The 19,692-nt window shown below is 74.6% G+C and carries 22 protein-coding genes; 11 read left to right on the top strand and 11 right to left on the bottom strand.

Going from position 1 to position 19,692, the window contains the following annotated elements; genetic code table 11:
- Window positions 1-33 precede the first annotated feature (33 nt).
- The gene (locus tag GA0070611_RS28155) at window positions 34-597 is read left to right on the top strand and encodes an SOUL family heme-binding protein (protein ID WP_091671131.1); all 564 of its coding nucleotides are present in this window, start codon (window positions 34-36) and stop codon (window positions 595-597) included.
- Between the two features lie 75 nt (window positions 598-672).
- Entirely contained in the window at window positions 673-1,173 is a 501-nt protein-coding gene (locus GA0070611_RS28150; protein WP_091671128.1) for a hypothetical protein, read from the top strand.
- Here the strand turns inward: GA0070611_RS28150 and GA0070611_RS28145 are convergent.
- From GA0070611_RS28145 to GA0070611_RS28120, 6 genes are read right to left on the bottom strand one after another with little or no spacing between them, the layout of a single operon-like run.
- A complete protein-coding gene (locus GA0070611_RS28145; protein WP_091671125.1) occupies window positions 1,158-2,174 on the bottom strand; it encodes a hypothetical protein in 1,017 nt (338 codons plus the stop codon). The genes GA0070611_RS28150 and GA0070611_RS28145 overlap by 16 nt on opposite strands.
- A gap of 46 nt (window positions 2,175-2,220) precedes the next feature.
- Complete coding sequence (locus GA0070611_RS28140; protein ID WP_091671121.1) at window positions 2,221-2,907, bottom strand: 4Fe-4S single cluster domain-containing protein; 687 nt, start codon at window positions 2,905-2,907, stop codon at window positions 2,221-2,223.
- Window positions 2,885-3,946, bottom strand: coding sequence for a ComEA family DNA-binding protein (locus GA0070611_RS28135; protein ID WP_091671117.1), 1,062 nt, complete (start codon window positions 3,944-3,946; stop codon window positions 2,885-2,887). Before GA0070611_RS28135 ends, GA0070611_RS28140 begins: the two co-directional genes overlap by 23 nt.
- Window positions 3,930-4,142, bottom strand: a complete 213-nt coding sequence (locus GA0070611_RS28130) for a DUF2997 domain-containing protein (RefSeq protein ID WP_091671113.1) — start codon at window positions 4,140-4,142, stop codon at window positions 3,930-3,932. The genes GA0070611_RS28135 and GA0070611_RS28130 overlap by 17 nt, the downstream gene beginning before the upstream one ends.
- Window positions 4,139-4,591, bottom strand: a complete 453-nt coding sequence (locus GA0070611_RS28125) for a hypothetical protein (protein WP_091671109.1) — start codon at window positions 4,589-4,591, stop codon at window positions 4,139-4,141. Before GA0070611_RS28125 ends, GA0070611_RS28130 begins: the two co-directional genes overlap by 4 nt.
- Before the next feature lie 33 nt (window positions 4,592-4,624).
- Entirely contained in the window at window positions 4,625-6,244 is a 1,620-nt protein-coding gene (locus GA0070611_RS28120) for an AAA family ATPase (RefSeq protein WP_091671105.1), read from the bottom strand.
- Between the two features lie 418 nt (window positions 6,245-6,662).
- Here GA0070611_RS28120 and GA0070611_RS28115 point away from each other — a divergent pair, with 418 nt between their 5' ends.
- Window positions 6,663-7,202 carry a DUF1697 domain-containing protein gene (locus GA0070611_RS28115; protein WP_091671101.1) on the top strand — a complete coding sequence of 180 codons (540 nt, stop codon included), beginning with the start codon at window positions 6,663-6,665 and terminating at the stop codon, window positions 7,200-7,202.
- A 36-nt stretch (window positions 7,203-7,238) separates the two neighbouring features.
- Here the strand turns inward: GA0070611_RS28115 and GA0070611_RS28110 are convergent, their stop codons facing one another.
- Complete coding sequence (locus tag GA0070611_RS28110; RefSeq protein WP_091671098.1) at window positions 7,239-8,231, bottom strand: MBL fold metallo-hydrolase; 993 nt, start codon at window positions 8,229-8,231, stop codon at window positions 7,239-7,241.
- A 154-nt stretch (window positions 8,232-8,385) separates the two neighbouring features.
- Window positions 8,386-9,264: a serine hydrolase gene (locus GA0070611_RS28105; protein WP_091671093.1), complete on the bottom strand. Its 879-nt coding sequence runs from the start codon at window positions 9,262-9,264 to the stop codon at window positions 8,386-8,388.
- A gap of 39 nt (window positions 9,265-9,303) precedes the next feature.
- On the opposite strand from GA0070611_RS28105, the gene GA0070611_RS28100 reads away from it, so the two are divergent.
- The 4 genes from GA0070611_RS28100 (at window position 9,304) to GA0070611_RS28085 (ending at window position 13,825) form a co-directional block, all read left to right on the top strand.
- Entirely contained in the window at window positions 9,304-10,281 is a 978-nt protein-coding gene (locus GA0070611_RS28100) for a LysR family transcriptional regulator (RefSeq protein ID WP_091673559.1), read from the top strand.
- 40 nt (window positions 10,282-10,321) lie between these two features.
- Window positions 10,322-11,515 carry an endonuclease gene (locus GA0070611_RS28095; RefSeq protein WP_091671089.1) on the top strand — a complete coding sequence of 398 codons (1,194 nt, stop codon included), beginning with the start codon at window positions 10,322-10,324 and terminating at the stop codon, window positions 11,513-11,515.
- Between the two features lie 202 nt (window positions 11,516-11,717).
- Window positions 11,718-12,572 carry an aldo/keto reductase gene (locus GA0070611_RS28090; protein ID WP_091671085.1) on the top strand — a complete coding sequence of 285 codons (855 nt, stop codon included), beginning with the start codon at window positions 11,718-11,720 and terminating at the stop codon, window positions 12,570-12,572.
- Window positions 12,573-12,742: 170 nt separating this feature from the next.
- Window positions 12,743-13,825, top strand: a complete 1,083-nt coding sequence (locus GA0070611_RS28085) for a hypothetical protein (protein ID WP_157740404.1) — start codon at window positions 12,743-12,745, stop codon at window positions 13,823-13,825.
- Here GA0070611_RS28085 and GA0070611_RS28080 read toward each other — a convergent pair.
- Window positions 13,813-14,667 carry a helix-turn-helix transcriptional regulator gene (locus GA0070611_RS28080; protein WP_167604474.1) on the bottom strand — a complete coding sequence of 285 codons (855 nt, stop codon included), beginning with the start codon at window positions 14,665-14,667 and terminating at the stop codon, window positions 13,813-13,815. The genes GA0070611_RS28085 and GA0070611_RS28080 overlap by 13 nt on opposite strands.
- Before the next feature lie 103 nt (window positions 14,668-14,770).
- Here GA0070611_RS28080 and GA0070611_RS28075 point away from each other — a divergent pair, with 103 nt between their 5' ends.
- From GA0070611_RS28075 to GA0070611_RS28060, 4 genes are all read left to right on the top strand, one after another.
- Window positions 14,771-15,520, top strand: a complete 750-nt coding sequence (locus tag GA0070611_RS28075; protein ID WP_091671079.1) for an SDR family oxidoreductase — start codon at window positions 14,771-14,773, stop codon at window positions 15,518-15,520.
- A gap of 65 nt (window positions 15,521-15,585) precedes the next feature.
- Window positions 15,586-16,569, top strand: a complete 984-nt coding sequence (locus GA0070611_RS28070) for an aldo/keto reductase (RefSeq protein WP_091671074.1) — start codon at window positions 15,586-15,588, stop codon at window positions 16,567-16,569.
- A 76-nt stretch (window positions 16,570-16,645) separates the two neighbouring features.
- Window positions 16,646-17,533: a cellulose binding domain-containing protein gene (locus GA0070611_RS28065; RefSeq protein WP_091671071.1), complete on the top strand. Its 888-nt coding sequence runs from the start codon at window positions 16,646-16,648 to the stop codon at window positions 17,531-17,533.
- Window positions 17,534-17,572: 39 nt separating this feature from the next.
- Window positions 17,573-17,896, top strand: a complete 324-nt coding sequence (locus tag GA0070611_RS28060; protein WP_091671067.1) for a GYD domain-containing protein — start codon at window positions 17,573-17,575, stop codon at window positions 17,894-17,896.
- Here the strand turns inward: GA0070611_RS28060 and GA0070611_RS28055 are convergent.
- Window positions 17,875-18,252, bottom strand: coding sequence for a globin family protein (locus GA0070611_RS28055; protein WP_197675813.1), 378 nt, complete (start codon window positions 18,250-18,252; stop codon window positions 17,875-17,877). The genes GA0070611_RS28060 and GA0070611_RS28055 overlap by 22 nt on opposite strands.
- A gap of 65 nt (window positions 18,253-18,317) precedes the next feature.
- Window positions 18,318-19,676, bottom strand: a complete 1,359-nt coding sequence (locus GA0070611_RS31595; protein ID WP_197675812.1) for an HNH endonuclease — start codon at window positions 19,674-19,676, stop codon at window positions 18,318-18,320.
- Between the last annotated feature and the right edge of the window lie 16 nt (window positions 19,677-19,692).

Here is a 19,692-nt window from a genome sequence, read left to right as displayed (position 1 = left end):
TTCCCGGTGGGACTCCGAGAGCGGGAGCGTGCGATGACCGAGCGGCAGCCGTACCGGGTGGTGGCCCGGCACCCGGGCTTCGAGCTGCGCCGCTACCCCGCCCACCTGGTCGCCGAGGTCCGCGTCGACGGGTCCTTCGAGGCCGCCGTCAACGACGCCTTCCGGCCGCTGGCCCGCTACCTGGGCGGCGCCAACCGGTCGCGGCGGGAGCTGGCGATGACCGCTCCCGTGGTGCAGGAGCCGGCCGGCTCGGAACGGATCGCGATGACCGCCCCGGTGGTGCAGGAGGAGGGGGACCGGCCCGGCTGCTGGCTGGTGCGGTTCGTCATGCCGACCGGCTACACCCCGGCGACGCTGCCCACCCCGGAGGACCCCCGGATCACCACCCGGGAGATCCCCGAGCAGCTCGCCGCCGCGGCGCGCTTCTCCGGCCGGTGGACCACCCGGGCCTTCGAGCAGCGGGCCACCGCGCTGGGTCGGGCGGTCACCGCCGCCGGGTTCAGCCCGGTGGGCGCCGTCCGCTACGCCCGCTTCGACCCGCCGTGGAAGCCGTGGTTCCTGCGCCGTAACGAGGTGGTCCTCCCGGTCGCTGAATGATCGCCGCGGCCGGCACGGTCGCCGGATCACCCCTACACTCGCCGGTGATCCGCCCCTCGCCAGATCGGAAGTCCCGTGCGTCGCTGGCCCACCGCCCCGGCCCTGGTCCTGGTCCTGTTCCTCGCCGGCTGCGGCGGGGGCACCGAGCAGGTCGCCCTGCCGGTCTGGCAGCCCCCGTCCCCGACCGCGTCCGCCCCGCTGACCGCGAAGGAGGCGAAGGGGCGGTACCTGGCGATCGTCGCGCCGTACAACACCGCGCTGGACGAGCTGCGCGAGGCGATGCGGGCCGGCAAGCCGTGGCGGACGCTGCGCACCCTGGCCGGCCGGGTCGCCAGCACCAGCGCCGCGCACGCCGAGCAGCTGCGCGCCACCACCTGGCCGGCGAAGGCGCAGGCCCCGGTCGACGCGCTGGTCAAGGAGAACGAGGTGGCGCTGCGGCACTGGCGGGCCGCCGCCGAGGCGAGCAGCGCCGCGACGCTGACCCGGGAGATCCGGGCCGCCGCCGGGCACGACGGCGGCACCCAGGCCGACACGGTACGCACCGCCCTCGGCCTGCCCCTCTACCGCAAACCCTGACCCGTCGGCACCGGTCGGGCCGCAGCGGGATCCGGCACGGACCGGGCCAGCAGCGCCCCGAGGACGAGCCCGGCGACCAGCCCGGCGAGGACCACCGGGGCGTCGCTGTCGGCGTCGCTGATCGCGATGTTGCCGCTGATCCTGGTCAGCGCCGGCCCGAGCGGCAGCACCATCATCGCCAGCGTCGTACCGAGCAGCAGCAGCGGCAGCCCGACCGCCGTCAGCACGGCCACCAGGGGATACCAGCGCCCGGCCGGGGTCTGCGCCGGCCGCGCGCCGGCGAGGGCGACCAGCCCGGTGACCAGCACGACGCCCCCGGCCAGCAGGGCCGGCAACGCCGCGTCGTTCGGGGTCAGCCGGATGCCGGTCACCACGGCCACGCCGACCAGCGCCATCGCCACCGCCCACCGGCGGCGGGACCGGTCCAGGGCCGGGGCGGCCGCCAGCGCGGCGGCCAGCGCGAGCGCGAACAGCAGCAGGCCGGTGCCGAGACCCGCCCAGCGCAGCTGCGGCTCCCGGTCGGTGGGGGACTCCACGGCCGCGCCGAGCACCGCCAGCACCGCCGCGAGCACGGCCGACGCCAGCAGCGTACGGCGGGCCGGCGGGGCGGCCGGCGGGACGGCGCGCAGCCGGTGCAGCAGCGCCACCGCCCCGGCCAGCGCCAGGCAGCCGGCGGCGGCGAGCGGCACCACGTACCGCCGGCCCTCCAGGTCGGCGCGGTCCACCAACAGGTCGGCGAGGAGCCAGCCGACGCCGAGCGGCCCGACGACCGGCAGCGCCCGGCGGCTGCCCCCGACGGCGAGCAGCAGGCCGAGCAGGACCCCGACCAGCGCGGTGAGGCGCACCTCCCGGGCCCAGTAGGTGTTGTTGCCGGGCAGCAGCTCCGACCAGGGGCCGGCCGGCTCGGTCAACGGTTGCAGCACCGCCATGCCGACCGCCCACCAGAGGACAGCGGCGGCGGCGAGCAGCAGGCCGGTGAGGTATCGGGGGTGCACGCGCATGGGCAGGACGGTAGTCGGCGGCCGCCGCCCCGGCGACCCGGCGCGGTCAGCCGCGCTCCGGTCGGGCCGGGCGCAGCTCGACCCCGGCGAGCAGCTCGTCCAGCGCGTCCAGCTCCGCCCAGCCGTTGATCTCGACCCGACCGGCCGGGTCGACCACCACCTCCAGCCGGTCCGGGGTGCCGTGCAGCCCGGCGAGCAGGTCCGGGAACCGGTCGTTGAGCAGCACGAACTCCTGGTTGGTGGAGCCCACCCAGGGCCGCGTCGGATCGACCAGGTCGGCCCGGAACGGCCCGGCCACCAGCAGGTCGGTCTCGGCCAGCAACCGGGCGACGTCGTTACGGCCGGCCTCGACGGCCCGGCGCAAACCGTCCCGGGTGTACCCGGTGAAGGTCATCACCGAGCGGCCGGCCCGGCGTACCCCGGCGGCCACCTCGGCCAGCGCGGCGGCCTGGTCGAACGGCTCCCCGCCGAGCAGGGTGAGCCCCTCGGTGCCGGCGGCCAGGACCTGCCGGACCAGGTCGGCCGGCGCGGTCGCGGTGCCGCCCCGGAAGGTCCACAGCTGCGGGTTGAAGCAGCCGGGGCAGCGGACCGCGCAGCCCTGCACCCAGACGGCGGTGCGCTCCCCCGGCCCTTCGGCCCGGGTGGCGGGCAGGAACCGGGCCACCCGCACCAGTTCCGTCGGGCCCGCCGGCCGGCCGACCGGGCCGGCCTCAGAAATCGAGTACGCGTCCATGCGGCTGACCAGGTGTGGCCGGCCCGGCCGGCGGTACGCAGACCAGGATGTCGCGCAGTCGGGCGTACTCGTGCGGGGCCAGGTCGGCGGCGGCGACGAACTCGGCGACGCTGCCGAAGCCACCGCGCCGCTCCCGCTCGCCCAGCACCCGCTGCGCCCGCGCCGCATCGAAGCCCGGCAGGCCGGCGAGCTGCCCGGCGGGGGCGGTGTTCACGTCCACCGTGGTCGCCGCGGCGGGGGTGGCCGCCGGTGCGGTCGGGTCGACCCACGGCCGGGTCGGCTCCCCCCGGGCCGCGGTGCCCGGCCGCGGCGGGTCGGCCGGGGCCGCCGGCCACGGCGCGGTCGGCGGCACCGCGGCGGACCAGGGCGCGGTCGCCGGGTCGGCGGCGGGCCAGGTCGAGGCCGTCGGGTAGCCGGGTGCCACCAGTCCGCCGGGCGGCCCGTGGCCGGGCCCGGTGGGTGCGAAGGGCGATCCCGGCCCGGAGACCGGCGCGATCGGCGAGCCCGGGCCGGGCCCGACGGGGCTGCCCGGGTAGGCCGGCGGGAAGCCGCTGACGGCCGGGGGCGGCCAGCCGACCGGCGGTGGCGCGAGACCGGCGCCGGCCGGCTGCTGGTACCAGGGCCGCCAGCCGGCCCGCCAGCGCAGCCAGCCGGGGTTGACCAGCACGGAGTGCAGCAGACAGGCGAACGTGGCGGCCAGGAACAGGCTGACCCCGATGTTGTCGCGGGTGCTGGTGGTGCCGGTCTTGCCGTCGACGAGCAGGAAGCCGGCCCAGCCGAGCACCAGGTAGGCGGCCCCGGGGATCCACCAGGCCGGACGGCGGGCCCGCAGCCCGACGTAGAGCAGGCCGGCCCCGCCCAGGCAGCTGCACCCGAGCAGCGGCAGCAGCAGCCACCAGCTGTGCCGCAGCCGCCACTTCCAGTCGACGGCCGGCCCGGGGCCGGACGGGACCGGGGTGGCCGCGTCGCCCTTGCCCCAGACACCCGGCGGCGGGCCCGCCGGGAAGCCGGGCCAGCCGCCGTCAGGCGCGGTCGACATCGTGCTCCTCCTGCCGGGCGGTCGCCTCGGCGCGGGTGAGGTCGGCCGTGTACGCGCTGTCCACCGCCCGCGCCGCCAGCAGGTCCTCCAGCACCGCCACGTAGTCCAGGCAGCGCTCACCGAGCACGTCGTGGGTCTGCGCGGTGACCGAACCGTCCGGGTGCACGGTCACCTCGACCCGAGGCCGGCCGGTCACGCGCTGCGCCCCTCGACCGCGAAGACCAGACGGACCGAGGTGTCCTCGGCGACCTGCTCGGACTCCAGGCGCAGCCCGGCGACCGGGGCCCGGTCGCGCAGCCGCTCGACGACCGCGCGCTGCACCTGCCGCCCGTACGCGGCGTCGACCGCCTGCACGATCGCGGTGGCCCGCGCCTCGTCCACGTCCCCGGTGAGGTGCGCGCTCCAGATCTCGTCGGCGTCGCGCCGGAACTCGGCGCGTACCCCGGCCCAGTCGGCGCTCAGCGCGCCGGCCTCGGCGGTGACCGTGGCGCCGGTGTCGCGCAGGGCGGCGGCGAGCAGGTTCTCGTCGCGCATCCGGGTGCGTACCTGGCAGACGGTCCGGCCCTCGTCGTCGCGGTCGGTGGCCGCGTGCGCGGCGGCCACGGAGGCCACCGCCAGGGGCAGCAGGATCAGAGAGATGCTCATCCGAGCGGGCTCCTCGGTCGGTCGGTGGGCGGGTCAGAACTCCACGGGGCGGCCGCCGTGCGGGCCACCCGCACGGCCGGCCGCCGCGGAGCGGTTGTCGAGGTCCCAGTCCTCGGCGGCGGTCGCGGCGACCGCCCGCTTCTCGGCCCAGGCCCGCACGGCGTCCAGCCGCTCGGCCTGGGTGACGCTCAACGGGACCATGTTGACCAGTGCCCGCAACAGGTCGTCGCGGCGCAACGGCCGGCGTTCGGCGTACGCGTCGAAGAGCCCACCCACCACGGCCTGCTCGATCTCCGCGCCGGAGTAGCCGTCGCTGAGCTCGGTCAGCTCGGTGAGCAGGGCGTGGTCGACGGCGAGGCCGCCCGCCACGGCCGGGTGGCGCAGCCGCCGCTGCACGTGCAGCCGCCAGATGGCGGCCCGTTCGGCGCGGGTCGGCAGGTCCACGAAGAAGATCTCGTCGAAGCGTCCCTTGCGCAGCAGCTCCGGCGGCAGGCCGGCGAAGTCGTTGGCGGTCGCGATGACGAACACCGGCCGGGTCTTCTCCTGCATCCAGGTGAGGAAGGAGCCGAACACCCGGGCCGAGGTGCCGGAGTCGCCGGTGCCACCGGCGAAGCCCTTCTCGATCTCGTCGAGCCAGAGCACGCAGGGGGCGACCGCCTCGGCGGTCCGGATCGCGGCGCGCATGTTCTGCTCGCTGGAGCCGACCAGGCCGGCGAAGACCTTGCCGATGTCCAGCCGCAGCAGCGGCAGCGCCCAGGCGGCGGCGACCGCCTTGGCGGTCAGCGACTTGCCGCAGCCCGGCACGCCGGTGATGAGCACGCCCCGGGGCGTGGGCAACCCGTACGCGGCGGCCTCGGCGAGCCACGAGCCGTCGCGTTTGGCCAGCCACCGCTTGAGGTTCTCCAGGCCACCGACGTCACCGAGGGCGACGCTGTCCTCCACGAACTCCAGCAGCCCGGAGCGGCGGACCGCCTGCCGCTTCTCCTCGTGCACCACCCGCAGGTCGGCGGCGTCGAGCACCCCGTCGTCCACCATCGCCCGGGCGAAGGCGTTCTCCGCCTCGTGCAGGGTCAGCCCGAGCGCCGCCTTGGCCAGCCGTTCCCGGCCCCGCTCGTCCAGGTCGATGCGGATCCGGCCGGTGCCCGCGTTGGCCCCGATCATCGCGTCCAGCACGGCGCGGATCTCGCCCTCGTCGGGCAGCGGGAAGTCGACCACGGTGACGTCCTTGGCCAGCTCCACCGGCAGGTGCGCCACCGGGGAGACCAGGACCAGGGTGCGCGGCACCGGGCCAGTGCGGAAGGCGGCGGCCAGGTCACGCAGCCGGCGGACCACCCCGGGGTCGGCGGGACGGCCACCCGCGCCCAGCTCGGGATGCAGGTCGGCGAGGACGACCACGGCCGGCTCGTCGATCCGCTGCGCCGCGTCCAGCGCGGCCGTGGCGGAGGTGGTGCCCTGTCGGGCGCCGCCGTCCGGCGCGGTCAGGCCCCGGGTCGCGGTCCAGACCCACAACCGGCGCGGGGTACGCACCCGGAACGCGTCCTGCGCCACCGCGGCGATCTCGGCGATCACCCGCTGCTCCTCGTACGACTCGACGAGCAGCACCGGGATCCGGGCCTTCAGCAGTTGCGACAGCGTGTCACGGAACGTGGCCAAGGTGGTCGCCTCCCCCCGAACAGCTCCGCCGGGCCGCGCAGACTGTAACACCGGCCCACACTGCCGCCGGTCCGTCGCCGGACGGGCCGGACACGGCGGGCCAGCGGCGGGCTGACGGCGGGCCGGCGGCGGGCCGGCGGGGCGGTGGGCGGTGGGCGGTGGGCGGTGGGCATGGTCCGCTGCGCCGGCACGACGGCGGTGGGGAGCGCTCCGCGATACCTGCAAACGTGATGACGTCAACGATTCGGCCCGAGCCGCTCGCGTGACCGGCACCGTCCCCTTGGCCGCGCCCTCCGCGAGCCCGCACCCTCCCTGAGCCAGAACCGTTTACGACATCAAGTTTGTAGGCGCTGCCAAGCTATCCCTGCCGCTCGGCCGCCTAGGGTGGGCGAAGGAACGCTGAGACGAGGAGGCCGGGATGGCCCGCTACGCCGCCCTGCTGCGGGGTGTCAACGTCGGCGGCACCCGGCTGGCGATGGCCGACCTGCGCCGGCTCGTCACCGAGCTGGGCCACGAGGACGTCACGACGTACCTGCAGAGCGGCAACGTGGTGTTCAGCAGCCCGCCCACGAAGGACAGCACCCTGGCCGAGGGCATCGCGGAGAAGCTCGCCGACGAGGTGGGGCTGCGGGTGCCGGTGCTGGTCCGCAGCGGCGGGGAGCTGGCGGCCGTCGCCGACGCGAGCCCGTACGCCGGACGGCAGGACGACCCGACCCGGGTGCTGGTGGCCTTCCTGTCGGCCGCGCCCACCGCCGCCAGGGTCAAGGAGCTGACCGTGCCGGCCGGCGAGCACGTCGAGTACGAGGTGACCGGCCGGGAGGTGCACCTACACTTCCCCGACGGCGGGTACGGGCGGACGAAGTTCACCAACGCGTACCTGGAGAAGCGCCTGGGCGTGGTGGCGACGACCCGGAACTGGAAGTCGGTGCTGGCGCTGCGCGACCTGACCGCCGACTGAGCGGCGGGGCCCGGCCGGGCCCCGCCGCCGCTGGGCTCAGAAGTGGTACGCGGTGTGGTATTCGGGCAGCAGCACGCGGCTGCGCGGCGACGCCTTGCGCACGGCCGCGATCAGGTCGTCGAGGCGCTCGCGGTCGCTCGCCGCCACCGTCGGCGGGTTGGTCAGCGGGGTCTCGAAGTTGTCCCAGTGCACCGGCACCACGATCTTCGGGTGGTCGAGCGCCGCCATCAGCCGGGGCACGTAGTCAGCGGTGGAGGTGGTGGCGGCGGAGGCGACCATCGCCACGTCGGGGGTCAGGCCGGTCAGGTTGCGCTCGTTGAGGTCGCTGGCCCCCGTGAAGAACACCGACGGGCCGCCGGCGACCCGGATCTGGTACGCCAGGGTGTCGCCCTCGGGCAGGTCGGAGATCTTCTCCGGGCGGGGCGGCGGGCTGACCCGTACCCCGGGGAAGGCCAGCGACCAGGAGCCGTTGCGGCTGTGCAGCGAGCTGACCACCTCGACGGTGTAGTCGCCGAAGTCCAGCACCTCGCCGCCCTTGACCGGGGCGAGCCTTCCGGCCGGCAGCCCGTACGCGAGCCCCAGGTGGTAGGCGGTGAGGGTGCCGACGACCCGCGCGCCGGTGCGGACCGCGATGTGCGGCACGTCGTTGAAGTGGTCCCAGTGGGTGTGCGTGACCAGGATGTTCTCGGCCCGGTCCACGAGCGGGTCGATCCGCGCGGCGTCCACGGTCAACGGGGTGTCCGGGTTGAAGCGCCCGGTGAACAGGCCGGTGTCGTAGCGGCTCAGGTACGGGTCGACCAGCACGGTCCGGTCGCCGATGTCGATCCGCCAGCCGGCCGTACCCCACCAGCGGAAGCTGACCGCGCCGGAGCGGCGGGCCCGGGCGGCGGTGATCGGCGCGCCGGCGGGGGCGGGGGCGGCGGCCCGCGCGGGCACGCCGGTGGCGAGACCGGCGGTGGAGACGGCGGCGGCGCCCACCGCGGCGTCGCGGAGCAGGCGGCGGCGGTCGTACGGGCGGTCTGCGGGCATGGTGGTTCCTCCCCGTTGCGGTTCGGTGATCGGTGCGCCCAGCCCATCACCGCACGGCCGCCACTGTCCAAGATCGGCTGACGGCACGGTCGATATGCGACCGGATATCACCGCAGATCGAACCGGGTGCGCCGGGCGACGGACGGCGGGAAACTCAGCGCAGCGCCTCGACCGCGACCCGGGCCGCCTCCCCCATCGCCAGGTCGACGTCGATCCGGCGCACGCTGAGCCGGCGGGTGCGGGCGTGCACGAGGACGGCGTACCGGCCGCCGTCGGGGTACTCGGCCACGCCGGCCTCCAGGTGCAGGCCGGGCAGGTTGCCGGTCTTGCCCGCGACCCGGACGCCGGGCGGGAAACCCGCGGCCAGCCGGGTCCAGAACAGCTGCCGGGCCATCAGGTCGCGGACCATCGCGCAGGCGGCCGGCGGGCCGGCCTCGTCCCGCCAGATCAGCTCCAGCAGCCGGGTGAGCTCGCGGGCGGTGCTGGAGGTGGTGTGCGCCGGGTCGAAGACCCGCATGGCCCGCACCCGGTCGGCGCTCACCGTGGGGAACACCCGGGCGAATTCCGCCTCGTCGCGGGCGCCCACGTCGGCGAGCATCAGCTCGACCAGCTCCCGGGGCCCGCCGCGGATCCGGGTACGCGCCAGGCCCAGCTCGGCGGCGAGCATCGGCGGCACGTCCGGGCCGACCCGGCGCAGCAGCAGGTCGGCGGCGGTGTTGTCGCTGACCGACATGGTGAAGTACGCCAGGTCGCGCAGGGAGATCTCGACGTCGTCGGCGCAGCCGGCCACCCCCCAGCCGCCGAGCCGGTCCGCCGCCCGGACCAGCACCCGTTCGGTCGGGTCGAGCTGGCCGGCGACGGCCTGCCGGGCGAACTCCAGCACCAGCAAGATCTTGAAGACGGAGGCGATGACGATCTGCTCGTCGGCGCGTACGGCGATCTCCCGCCGCGGCGCGTCCACGTCCGTCACGTGCAGGCAGCCGTCGACCCCAACCCGCCCGAAAATCTCCGCGATCCGCTGCGCCACGTCCACCCCGCCACGCTAGCCACCGGCCCGCGTAGGGTGCGGGAGGTGGACCTGCTGCGACACCTGCGGCACTTCGTGGTGGTCGCCCGCGAGCTGCACTTCGGTCGGGCCGCCGAGGCGCTGGGGATGGCCCAGCCGCCGTTGAGCCAGTCGATCCAGCGCCTGGAGCGGGAGCTGGACGTCGTCCTGTTCGACCGGTCGCAGCGGCGGGTGCGACTCACCACCGCCGGTGAGCTGCTGCTCGGTGAGGCCGACGAGCTGCTGGCCGGCGAACGGCGGCTGCGCAACCTGATCGACCAGGTACGCCGCGGCGCGCTGGGGGTGCTGCGGGCCGGCGTACCCCCGGAGACCCCGGCGGTGACGCTGCGCGCGTTGCTCGACGGGCTGGCCGCCCGCGCGCCCGGCCTCGACGTGGACCTGCACGAGCTGACCAGCGGCGAGCAGGTGCGGATGCTCGCCGAGGGGCAGCTCGACGTGGGCCTGCTGCACCAGCCGGTGACCGGGTCGGGGCTGCGCCTGGGCCCCACCGTGGACGTGCCGGTGGGGGTGCTGCTGCCGCGCGACGCGCCGCCGGCCCGGGCCCGCCAGGTGGCGCTGGCCGACCTGGCCGGACTGGACCTGGTCACCGCGCCCCGGGCCACCGCGCCGGGCTGGCACGACCACGTGCTGGCGGTCTGCCGGGAGCACGGCTTCCACCCGGACCGGATCCGCGCCGCCCGCAACCCGGAGTTCCTGTTCGGTCTGGTCCTGGCCGGTGGGTCGGTGGCGATCGAGCCGGAGGCGACGGCCCGCCGGGAGCCGCGGATCGCGTGGCGGCCGATCGTCGGCGCGCCGCTGTTCCGGCGTACGTCGGCGGCCTGGCCGGCCCGGGCGGCGCACCCGGCCGCGCCGATGTTCGGGCAGCTCGCGGCCGAGGTGCTCGGCCCGGCGGCGGAACCCGGCCCGCCGGTACCCCTCGCGCCGGCCGCCCGGCCCTGGCCGGTGCTCTTCGAGGCCGGGCAGGACGAAAAGTTGCCCCGGTGATCTCCCGCAGTTCACCCCGCGCCGACTAACATCGCCGGTCATGAATATGAAGAGCGTGATCCGCTCGCGACCCGGGCGGCTGATCGCGGCCGTCGTGCTGGCCGTCACCGTCGTGACACCCGTGGTGGTGACCGGTCCGGCATCGGCGGCCACCACCCTGACGGTGGCGCAGGCCCTCGCCGCCCAGGACGGCCGGACCGCGGCCGTCACCGGGTACGTCATCGGTCAACCCACCTCGACGACCACCGTGCTCACCGCCAACTACACCGCCGACACCGCGATCGCGATCGCCGACACGGCCACCGAGACCAGCACCGCCCGGATGCTCTACGTCCAGGTCACCACCGCCTGGCGGGCGGACTTCGGGCTGCTGACCAACCCGTCGCTGCGCGGCAGGCAGATCACCGCGACGGGCACGCTGACCGCGTACTTCAGCCACGGCGGGTTGAAGAGCCCGACCGCGATGACGTTCGGTGGCGGCAGCACCCCGTCGCCGACGGCCTCCCCGACCGCCTCCCCGACGGTCTCGCCGACCGGCGGCCCGTACGACTCGACGTACTATGCGAGCGCGGTGGGCAGGACCGGGCCGGCGCTGCGCAGCTCGCTGCACGCCATCATCAGGGTGCAGACCGTGCTGACGTACGACCAGGTGTGGGAGGCGCTCAAGGACACCGACCAGGATCCGGCGAACCCGGCCAACGTGATCCTGCTCTACACCGGCCGCTCGCAGAGCAAGACCAGCAACGGCGGCGGTGTCGACGACTGGAACCGGGAGCACGTCTGGGCCAAGTCGCACGGTGACTTCGGCACCGCCAACGGCCCTGGCACCGACGTGCACCACCTGCGTCCGGAGGACGTGTCGGTCAACTCGCTGCGCGGCAACAAGGACTTCGACTCGGGCGGCAGCGCGGTCGCCGAGGCGCCCGGCTGTTACACCGACGCCGACTCGTTCGAGCCGCGCAACGCGGTCAAGGGCGACGTGGCCCGCATGATCCTCTACATGGCCATCCGGTACGAGGGCGACGACGGCTGGCCGAACCTGGAGCCGAACGATTCGGTCACCAACGGCACCGCGCCCTATCTGGGCCGGATCAGCAAGCTGCTGGCCTGGAACGAGCTGGACCCGCCGGACGCCTTCGAGCAGCGCCGCAACCAGCGCATCTACGAGCGCTGGCAGGGTAACCGCAACCCGTTCGTGGACCACCCGGAGTGGGCGCGGGCGATCTGGGGCTGACCGTACGGGCGGCCGGAGTGGGTGCCCTCCCCGCCGGCCGCCCCGGCAGGCTGGCGCAGGCCGCCCGGCGGGTTGGCGCAGATCACCGGCCACCCACCGTGAGGATCCGGCCCGAACGGGTAGAGATCCGGGATGGCACGGCCCGGGCCGAGCGCGTGACGCGCCCCGGGCGACCCCCGACGAATGGGAGATGAGGCTCTTCATGGCCGCGAACACCGTTCCCGACATCTCGCTCAACGACGGCAACACCATCCCGCAGCTCGGTTTCGGGGTCTTCCAGATCGAGCCGAAGGAGACCGCCCAGGCCGTCGGCAAGGCCCTGGAGGTGGGCTACCGGCACATCGACACCGCCCAGATGTACGGCAACGAGGCCGAGGTCGGGCAGGGGATCCGCGCCTCCGGGCTGGACCGGGGCGACGTCTTCGTCACCAGCAAGCTCAACAACGGCTTCCACCGCCCGGACGACGCCCGCAAGGCGTTCGAGCAGACGTTGCAGGCGTTGAAGTTCGACTACCTCGACCTGTTCCTGATCCACTGGCCGCTGCCGACCCTCTACGACGGCGACTTCGTCTCGACGTGGCAGGTGCTGGAGGAGTTCAAGCGCGACGGCCGGGCGAAGTCGATCGGCGTCTCCAACTTCCAGGTGGCGCACCTGGAGCGGCTGGCCGCCGAGGCGGACGTGGTGCCGGCGGTGAACCAGATCGAGGTGCACCCGTACTTCGGCAACGAGGAGGTGCGCGCGTACGGCAAGGCGCACGGCATCGTCACCGAGGCGTGGTCGCCGATCGCCCAGGGCAAGGTGCTCGACGACCCGACCCTGGTGGAGATCGCCGAGCGGCTGGACCGGACGGTGGCGCAGGTGGTGCTGCGCTGGCACGTGCAGCGCGGCGACATCGTCTTCCCGAAGTCGACCACCCCGAAGCGGATCGAGGAGAACTTCCGGATCTTCGACTTCGAGCTGGACGACGCCACGATGGGCCGGATCGACGGCCTGAACAAGGCCGAGGCCGGCCGGCAGGGCCCCAACCCGGACACCTTCGACTACGTGCCGGGCTGACCGGCACCGACCAGCGGGCCCCGGAGGATCCTCCGGGGCCCGTTCCTTACGAGACTGCTACGGACCCGGTGCCGGACTGGCGAGCGGACGGGCGGGCAGGTTGGCTCGACTGGTCTCCCTTCCGCACGAAACGGGGTATCGGAATGCGACCGTCCACTCTGTTCAGACCCTTGGGCGCCGCCGCTGTCGCGGTGGCGCTGCTCGCCCTGGCCCCCGTCGGGGCCGGTGCCGCCCCCGACGGCCGTCCCGGCAAGCCCACCCCCCGCCCGACGGTGACCGCCAGTCCCACCCCGACGGCGAGTCCCCGCCCGACCAGCAGCCCCACCACCAGCCCCAGCCCGACGCCACCGCCGACCACCAGCACCCCGCCGGTGGTCCGTGGGGGCAGCGTCAGCCCGTCGACCATCACCGCCGGGCAGCTCGCCAACCAGACGATCCACCTGAGCGCGCCCGCCCCGGCCGGCGGGCTCTGGCTCTGGCTCTCGGTCTCCGACGTCGTCTACACCGACTTCGTGGGCAGCTACCTGGTGGTGCCGGAGGGGCGCTCCAGCTTCACCTTCCCGGCGCGGTTCACCGCCGGGGTGAGCGGGCCCACCTCGATCACCGTCTCCGCGAGCGCACCCGGGCAGGGGTACGTGCCGGCCGGCAAGGTCACCGTGGTGCCGCCCGACCCGGCCGTGCAGGGGGTCAAGGACCTGCGCTTCGACCAGCGGGTCGTGTTGGAGGGCGCGACGGTGACCGGGACGGTGGAGCTGACCGCGCCCGCCGCCGCCGGCGGCGTCAACGTCGACCTGTGGTCGAACAGCTCCTACGGCGGGGTCCGGGTGGCGGTGCCGCCACTGGTGGTCGTGCCGGCGGGCGCGACCACGGCGAGCTTCACCGTCCCGGTGTGGGGCGACGGTGTGCCCAATGAGGGCAACCCCGGTGCCTACCTGGGCACCAGCCGCGACAGCGCGCCGGTCGCGGCCGTGCCGGTGTCGACGTTCGCGGTCGGTCCCGGGTTCGTCCGGATCGGCGGCACGGTCGACCACGTGGTCGGCCTCGGTGACGTGGCCGGCCCGGACGGCGCCCGCGTCGCCCTCTCCATCGACCTGCCCGGGGTGACCGTCCCGGCGTACGTCGACGTCCCGCCGGGCAGCCCCGGCGCGGTCTTCCCGGTCACCGGGGCGGCCGACCTGGACCCGTCCCGGTTCGGCACCCTGACCGCCACCTGGAACGGCCGCACCACCACGGTCACCGTCTACCCCGGCTGACCACCGGCGGCCGTACGCTCACCGATCCGGCGGAACACCGTCCGGGTCGGTGAGCCCGGTTCGGCGACATAGACGATGAGCCGCTGGTCGGTCTCCGGCACGTGCAGCACCCGGCACTCGAACTCCAGCGGCCCCAGCTCGGGGTGCTCGATCCGCTTGACGGTGGGGCGGCGCTCGGCCACCTCGTGCTCGGCCCAGAGCCGCGCGAACCGGGGCGAGGTGCCGAGCAGTTCGGTGACCAGGGTGGCCAGCGCCGGGTCGGCCGGGTAACGGCCGTAGGCGGCCCGCAGGTCAGCCACGGTGGTGCGGGCGAAGACCTGGATCTCCGGGTCGTCCCAGTGCGCGTCCGGGATGTCCTGGCGGAACATCCAGCGGACCATGCTCCGCCCGCCGGCCGGCTGCGTCGCCAGGTCACCGACGAACCAGGCGGCCAACCGGTTGCCGGCCAGCACCTCGTACGCGGCGTCGACCAGGTACGCGGGGCTCTCGGTCAGCGCGTCCAGCAGGTGCCGCAGCCCCGGGGTGACCTGCCGGCTCGGGCCGGTGGCGTCCGGCGGGCACTCGTCCGCGGCCAGCCGGAACAGGTACACCCGCTCGTCGCGGCTGAGCATCAGCGCCCGGGCCAGCGCGTTCAGGATCTGCGCCGACGGCTGCGGCCCTCGGCCCTGTTCCAGCCGGATGTAGTAGTCGATCGACATGCCGGCGAGCTGGGCGACCTCCTGGCGGCGCAGGCCCGGCGTGCGGCGGCGTACCCCCTCGGGGAGGCCGACCTCGGCGGGGCGCAGCCGGGCGCGGCGGGCCCGGAGGAAGGCGGCCAGTTCGTCGCGACGCGGGATCCCCATGCGCTCCAGCCTGCCGCATCGTGCCGTGACCTGGGTGGTACCGCCGGTACCAGCCTCATCGGGTCTCTCCCGCCGGTGCGGCGACGGCGGCAGGCTCGCTGCCATGACGACGACGATCGCCCTGATCACCGGGGCCAACAAGGGAATCGGCCTGGCCACCGCCCGCCGGCTCGGCGCGCTCGGCTGGACCGTGCTGGTCGGCGCGCGCGACGCCGGACGCGGCCGGGAGGCGACCGAGAAGCTGCGCGGCGACGGGGTGGACGCCCGCCTCGTGCCGCTGGACGTGACCGACGAGGCGTCGGTCGCCGCCGCGGCCGAGCTGGTCGAGCGGGAGTACGGCCGGCTGGACGTGCTGGTCAACAACGCCGGCATCCTGCGGGTGGACGGCGGCGCGCTGCCCAGCGAGACCACCCTCGCCACGCTGCGCGAGGTGTACGAGACCAACGTGTTCGGGGTGGTCACGGTGACCAACGCGCTGCTGCCGCTGCTGCGCCGGGCACCCGCCGCCCGGATCGTGAACGTCTCCAGCGAGGTCGGCTCGATCACCGCGATGACCGACCCGGACGGCCCCTACTTCGCGTTGACCTCGGTGCCGTACCCGTCGTCGAAGACGGCGCTGAACATGGTCACCGCGATGTACGCCAAGGAGCTGCGGGACACCCCGATCAAGGTGAACGCGGCGAACCCCGGGTACTGCGCCACCGACCTGAACGGGCACAGCGGCTTCCTCACCCCGGAGCAGGGGGCGCAGGTGAGCGTGCACCTGGCGACGTTGCCGGCGGACGGGCCGAGCGGGCAGCTCTGGGGCCACCTGGCCGACGCCGACGGCGGGTACGGCGTGCTGCCCTGGTGAGCGCTTGACCTCGAGTGCACTCCAGGGTGGAGGGTGGTCGGGTCACTTCGACGGGGGAGGAATCCATGCGATACCGCACCATCGGCACCGACCCGGCCACCCGCCGCGAGGTCAGCGTGCTCGGCCTCGGCGCGATGCTCTTCGGCAGCGCCACCGACGAGGCCACCTCGTACGCCATCCTGGACCGCTACGTGGAGGCCGGCGGCACCTTCGTCGACACCTCGGACAACTACGCGTTCTGGCACGACGGCGGGCAGGGCGGGCAGAGCGAGGAGCTGTTGGGCCGCTGGCGGCGCAGCCGGGGCATCGGCGACGAGGTGGTCGTCGCCACCAAGCTCGGCGCCCGGCCACTCGCCCCGGGCACCGGCTACCTGGACAACCCGGAGGGACTGTCGGCGAAGGTGATCCGGGAGTCGGCCGAGCGCAGCCGGGAGCGGCTCGGGACGGCGAAGCTGGACCTGCTCTACGCCCACATCGAGGACCGGGCGGTGCCGCTGCGGGAGACCGTGGAGGGCTTCGCGGAACTGGTCGCGGAGGGCACCGTCGGGCTGCTGGGCGCCAGCAACCACCGGGCCTGGCGGGTGGAGCGGGCCCGGCAACTCGCTGCCGACGCCGGGCTGCCCGGGTACGAGGTGCTCCAGTACCACCGCAGCTACCTGCCGCGGCGGCTGGACCTGCCGGGTGAGCTGGACCCGGACGGTGACGTCGGCTTCGTCGGCCCGGACCTGGCCAGCTACCTGCGGGCGGAGCCGCAGCTCACCCTGGTCGCGTACGGGCCGCTGCTGAAGGGGGCGTACGCCCGGCCGGAGCGGCTGGGCCCGGAGTACGACGTGCCGAGCACCCCGGCCCGGCTGGCCGCGCTGCACGCGGTGGCGGCCGAGACCGGGGCGACGGTCAACCAGGTGGTGCTGGCGTGGCTGCTCGGCGCGGACGTGCCGACGATCCCGCTGGTCGGCTTCTCGTCGGTGGCCCAGCTCGACGAGGCCCTCGGCGCGGTGGAGCTGGAGCTGACCCCGCAGCAGCGGACCCGGCTGGACGACACGCGCTGACCCGGCGGGCAGGCAGCGGTCCCGAGGGATGGGCGTTGCATTGATGAGCTTCGTTCGCCGCCCCTACCATGCGGCCATGCGTGCCCGCCGCGTCACCCTGAGCACCGCCACCGCCGTCCTGCTGAGCCTGGCCGCCGTGGGGGTGGCCCGCGCCGACGACACCCCGGCGCTGACCACCCCCGGCGCGCCCGTCGTGCGCGGCAACCGGCCGCACGAGCTGGTGCTCGGCTGGACCCCGGCCACCTGGCGCGACCCGGCCGTCCACGACCCGGTCAGCTACGACATCGGGTCACCGATCGGCACGAACGCCTACCGGGGCCTGGGCAGCAGCGACACCGCCGGCATCACGCTGACCGGCCTCGGGCCCGGCACCACCTACCGGATCGCCGTGCAGGCGTACGGGACCAGCGGCTACTCCGACCACTCGCCGGTGACCACGGTCCGCACCGCCTACGGCCGGGCGAAGGTCGACTACCTCAACCTGGACTGGTCCCCCACCGACAACCAGGCCCAGTTCGTGCTCCAGGTCGTCAACACCGGCACCACCCCGCTGGACCTCACCACGGTCCGGGTCCGCTACCACGTACGCCTGGAGGACGGCAGCACCTCGCTGGTCGCCGAGTGCGACTGGGCGGCGCTGGGCTGCGCCGCCGTCCGCCGTACCCTCCAGTTCTTCCCGGTCCCCGCCCCGCCGCCGGGCCCCACGCCCGGCCCCACGCCCACCGTCTACCCGATCCCCGGCACCCCGGTGCCCGGCTGGCTGGAGCTGGCCTTCACCACCGGCGTGCTGGCCCCCGGCGCGTCCTCCGGCCCGATCCAGCTCCGACTGCACCGCAGCAGCTGGGCGGCGATCGACGAGCGGGACGACCCGAGCTGGCGGGCCGCCACCGGATCGTGGACCGGCAACGACCACGTCACCCTCGACGTCGACGGCGTCCGCGAGTACGGCGACCCCTGGGCCTGACCCGCGTTCAACCCGCTCACCAGCGGGTATGCGCGGCGCATGGCTAGTACGTTCCTGCTGAAATCGACCTACACGGTCGACGGGCTCGCCGGCCTGGCCCGCGACGGGGGTACGAAGCGCGTCGAGGTGGTCCGCGCGCTCGTCGAGAACGCCGGCGGCCGGGTCGAGGCGGCCTACTTCGCCTTCGGCGAGGAGGACACGTACGTCGTCTGCGAGCTGCCCGACCACCGCACCGCCGCCGCGCTGGCCATCGCCATCGGGGCGGCCGGCGGCCTGCGGGTGCAGGTCACCCCGCTGCTGAGCCCGGCCGAGGTTGACGCCGCCACCCGGGAACGCACCGTCTACACCCCGCCGGGCGACTGACCCGGCCCGGCCATCACCCGCTGCGCCGCCACGATCGTCTGCACCGGCAGGTCCAGCGCCCACAGCGCGGCGGCCAGGTAGTCCAGCACCCGCCAGTGCTGCTCCTGCGACAGGCCCAGCCGACGCCACGCGCCGCCCTGCGGCCGGTTGCCGCCCGCCGGCCCACCCAGCGCCACGGTCAGCTGCGCCGCGAGCTGGCCGGCGAGCCGGGGCCGGTCGATCCCGCGCAGGTACGGGGCCAGCTCCGCGTCGGCCGCGACCAGCCGCAGCCAGCGCAGCACCACGTCGCGTACCCCCACCGGGCCCAGCCAGTCGTCGGTACCGCGAGGGCAGCCCACCAGCTCCGTCGTCCGCACGACCAGGGGTACGGATCATCGACCTCGATCAGTTCAGTCGGCATGTTCCCGCCGGGACCGGGAAGTCACTCGATCCCCCACTCCTGGCGGTGCCGGCGCAACGCCTGCCGATCCGGCGCGTGCCGTGGATCGACCGTGGGCCGCACCTTGCGCCCGTCGAAGTCCTGATAGTGGTCGAGGTCCGTCGCCACCCGCACCCGGTAGGCGTCGTCGATCCAGAGCAGGCCCTCGTCGAAGAGGTTGTGCAGGTCGGCCCGGAGCAGCAGCCCGTTGGTGACCCGGTTCGTCGACGGCCCGTCGTAGGGGTCGATGTGTGCCGCCTGGAGCACTGCGGGCACGTCACAGCCGCTGATCGCACACGCGCCGTCGTACGCGTCCATCAGTCGGCGGCGGAAGTCGGCCTGTCCCTGCCGCGCGGTGACCTGGGCGAGCCGGTACCGCCGCCCCTCGGTCATGCCCTGCCCGGCAGGAGCCGACTCCTTGGCCAGCGCGACGGCCAGCCGGTCGGATTCGGTCGTCTTGAGCGCGCGGACGGTCTGCACCTTGGTCTCCAGCACCTCCGCACCCGCCACCTCGTGCGACAGCAGGAACTCGGTGAGCGCCCCGTCCCACTTGATCATGATGCGTCGCTCGGAGGTGGTCCCGTCACTCCACAGGAATGGGTCGGTCCAGACCACGCCGACCCCGACGATCCGCTGGTACGGCAGGGCGGCATAGGCCCAGAGCCGGTCGCCGGCCCGGATCTGGTGGAAGCAGGTGGCGATGTGCCAGTCGACGATCTCCCCGCCGGTGAAGCCGGCGAAGGTCTCCAGCACTCCGTGCTCGTAGCCCCAGTTGGCGTCCTTCTCGTTGACCGGGTAGATCCATTCCCCTGGCCGGGAGTCGCGGTCGAGCACCTCGTCGACCAGTAGCCGGTTGTGACCGAGGACCCGGGTCCGCCTCGCCTTCAGCAGGTGCGAGGTGAGGTCGCGCACCGCCTGCGCGAAGCGGTCGTCGCGCAGCGCGGCGACCAACTGGTCGTGGGTCCCGTTGACCCGGACCTGGTCCGGGCGGGCGTCCCGGTAGTCGCAGTCCTCCTCGGTCAGGCCGGGGAAGTCCCGTTGGAACGCGCGGGCGGTGGGCCAGTGTTGCCTGAGCACGGAGCGCCGCACTATCAGGTAGCCCTCCGCCACCCCGACGGCCGCCTCGCCGAGCGGCGTGTGCAGGACGAAGGTCTCCATCGTCCGCATGGTGACGGCGGACAGCCGCTGCGGATCCCTGGTGGTGCTGGGCAGGCAGGACAACGTCCAGTAGTCGCGCTCGGTGCCGGCCGGGTCCGGCACTGCGACGTCGAGGTAGGCCCGATTGGCCTCGACGACCGCCGGGCCGTACGGCCCCTTCATCAGCCGGGTGAACTGGTGGTGGCCTGGAACCTCCGCCTGCATACGGTCTCCTCGGAGG

This window comes from Micromonospora auratinigra, assembly GCF_900089595.1.
GTDB lineage: Bacteria > Actinomycetota > Actinomycetes > Mycobacteriales > Micromonosporaceae > Micromonospora > Micromonospora auratinigra.
Note: the sequence above shows the minus strand (reverse complement) of the source record. Positions and strands in the feature narration are given on the sequence as shown.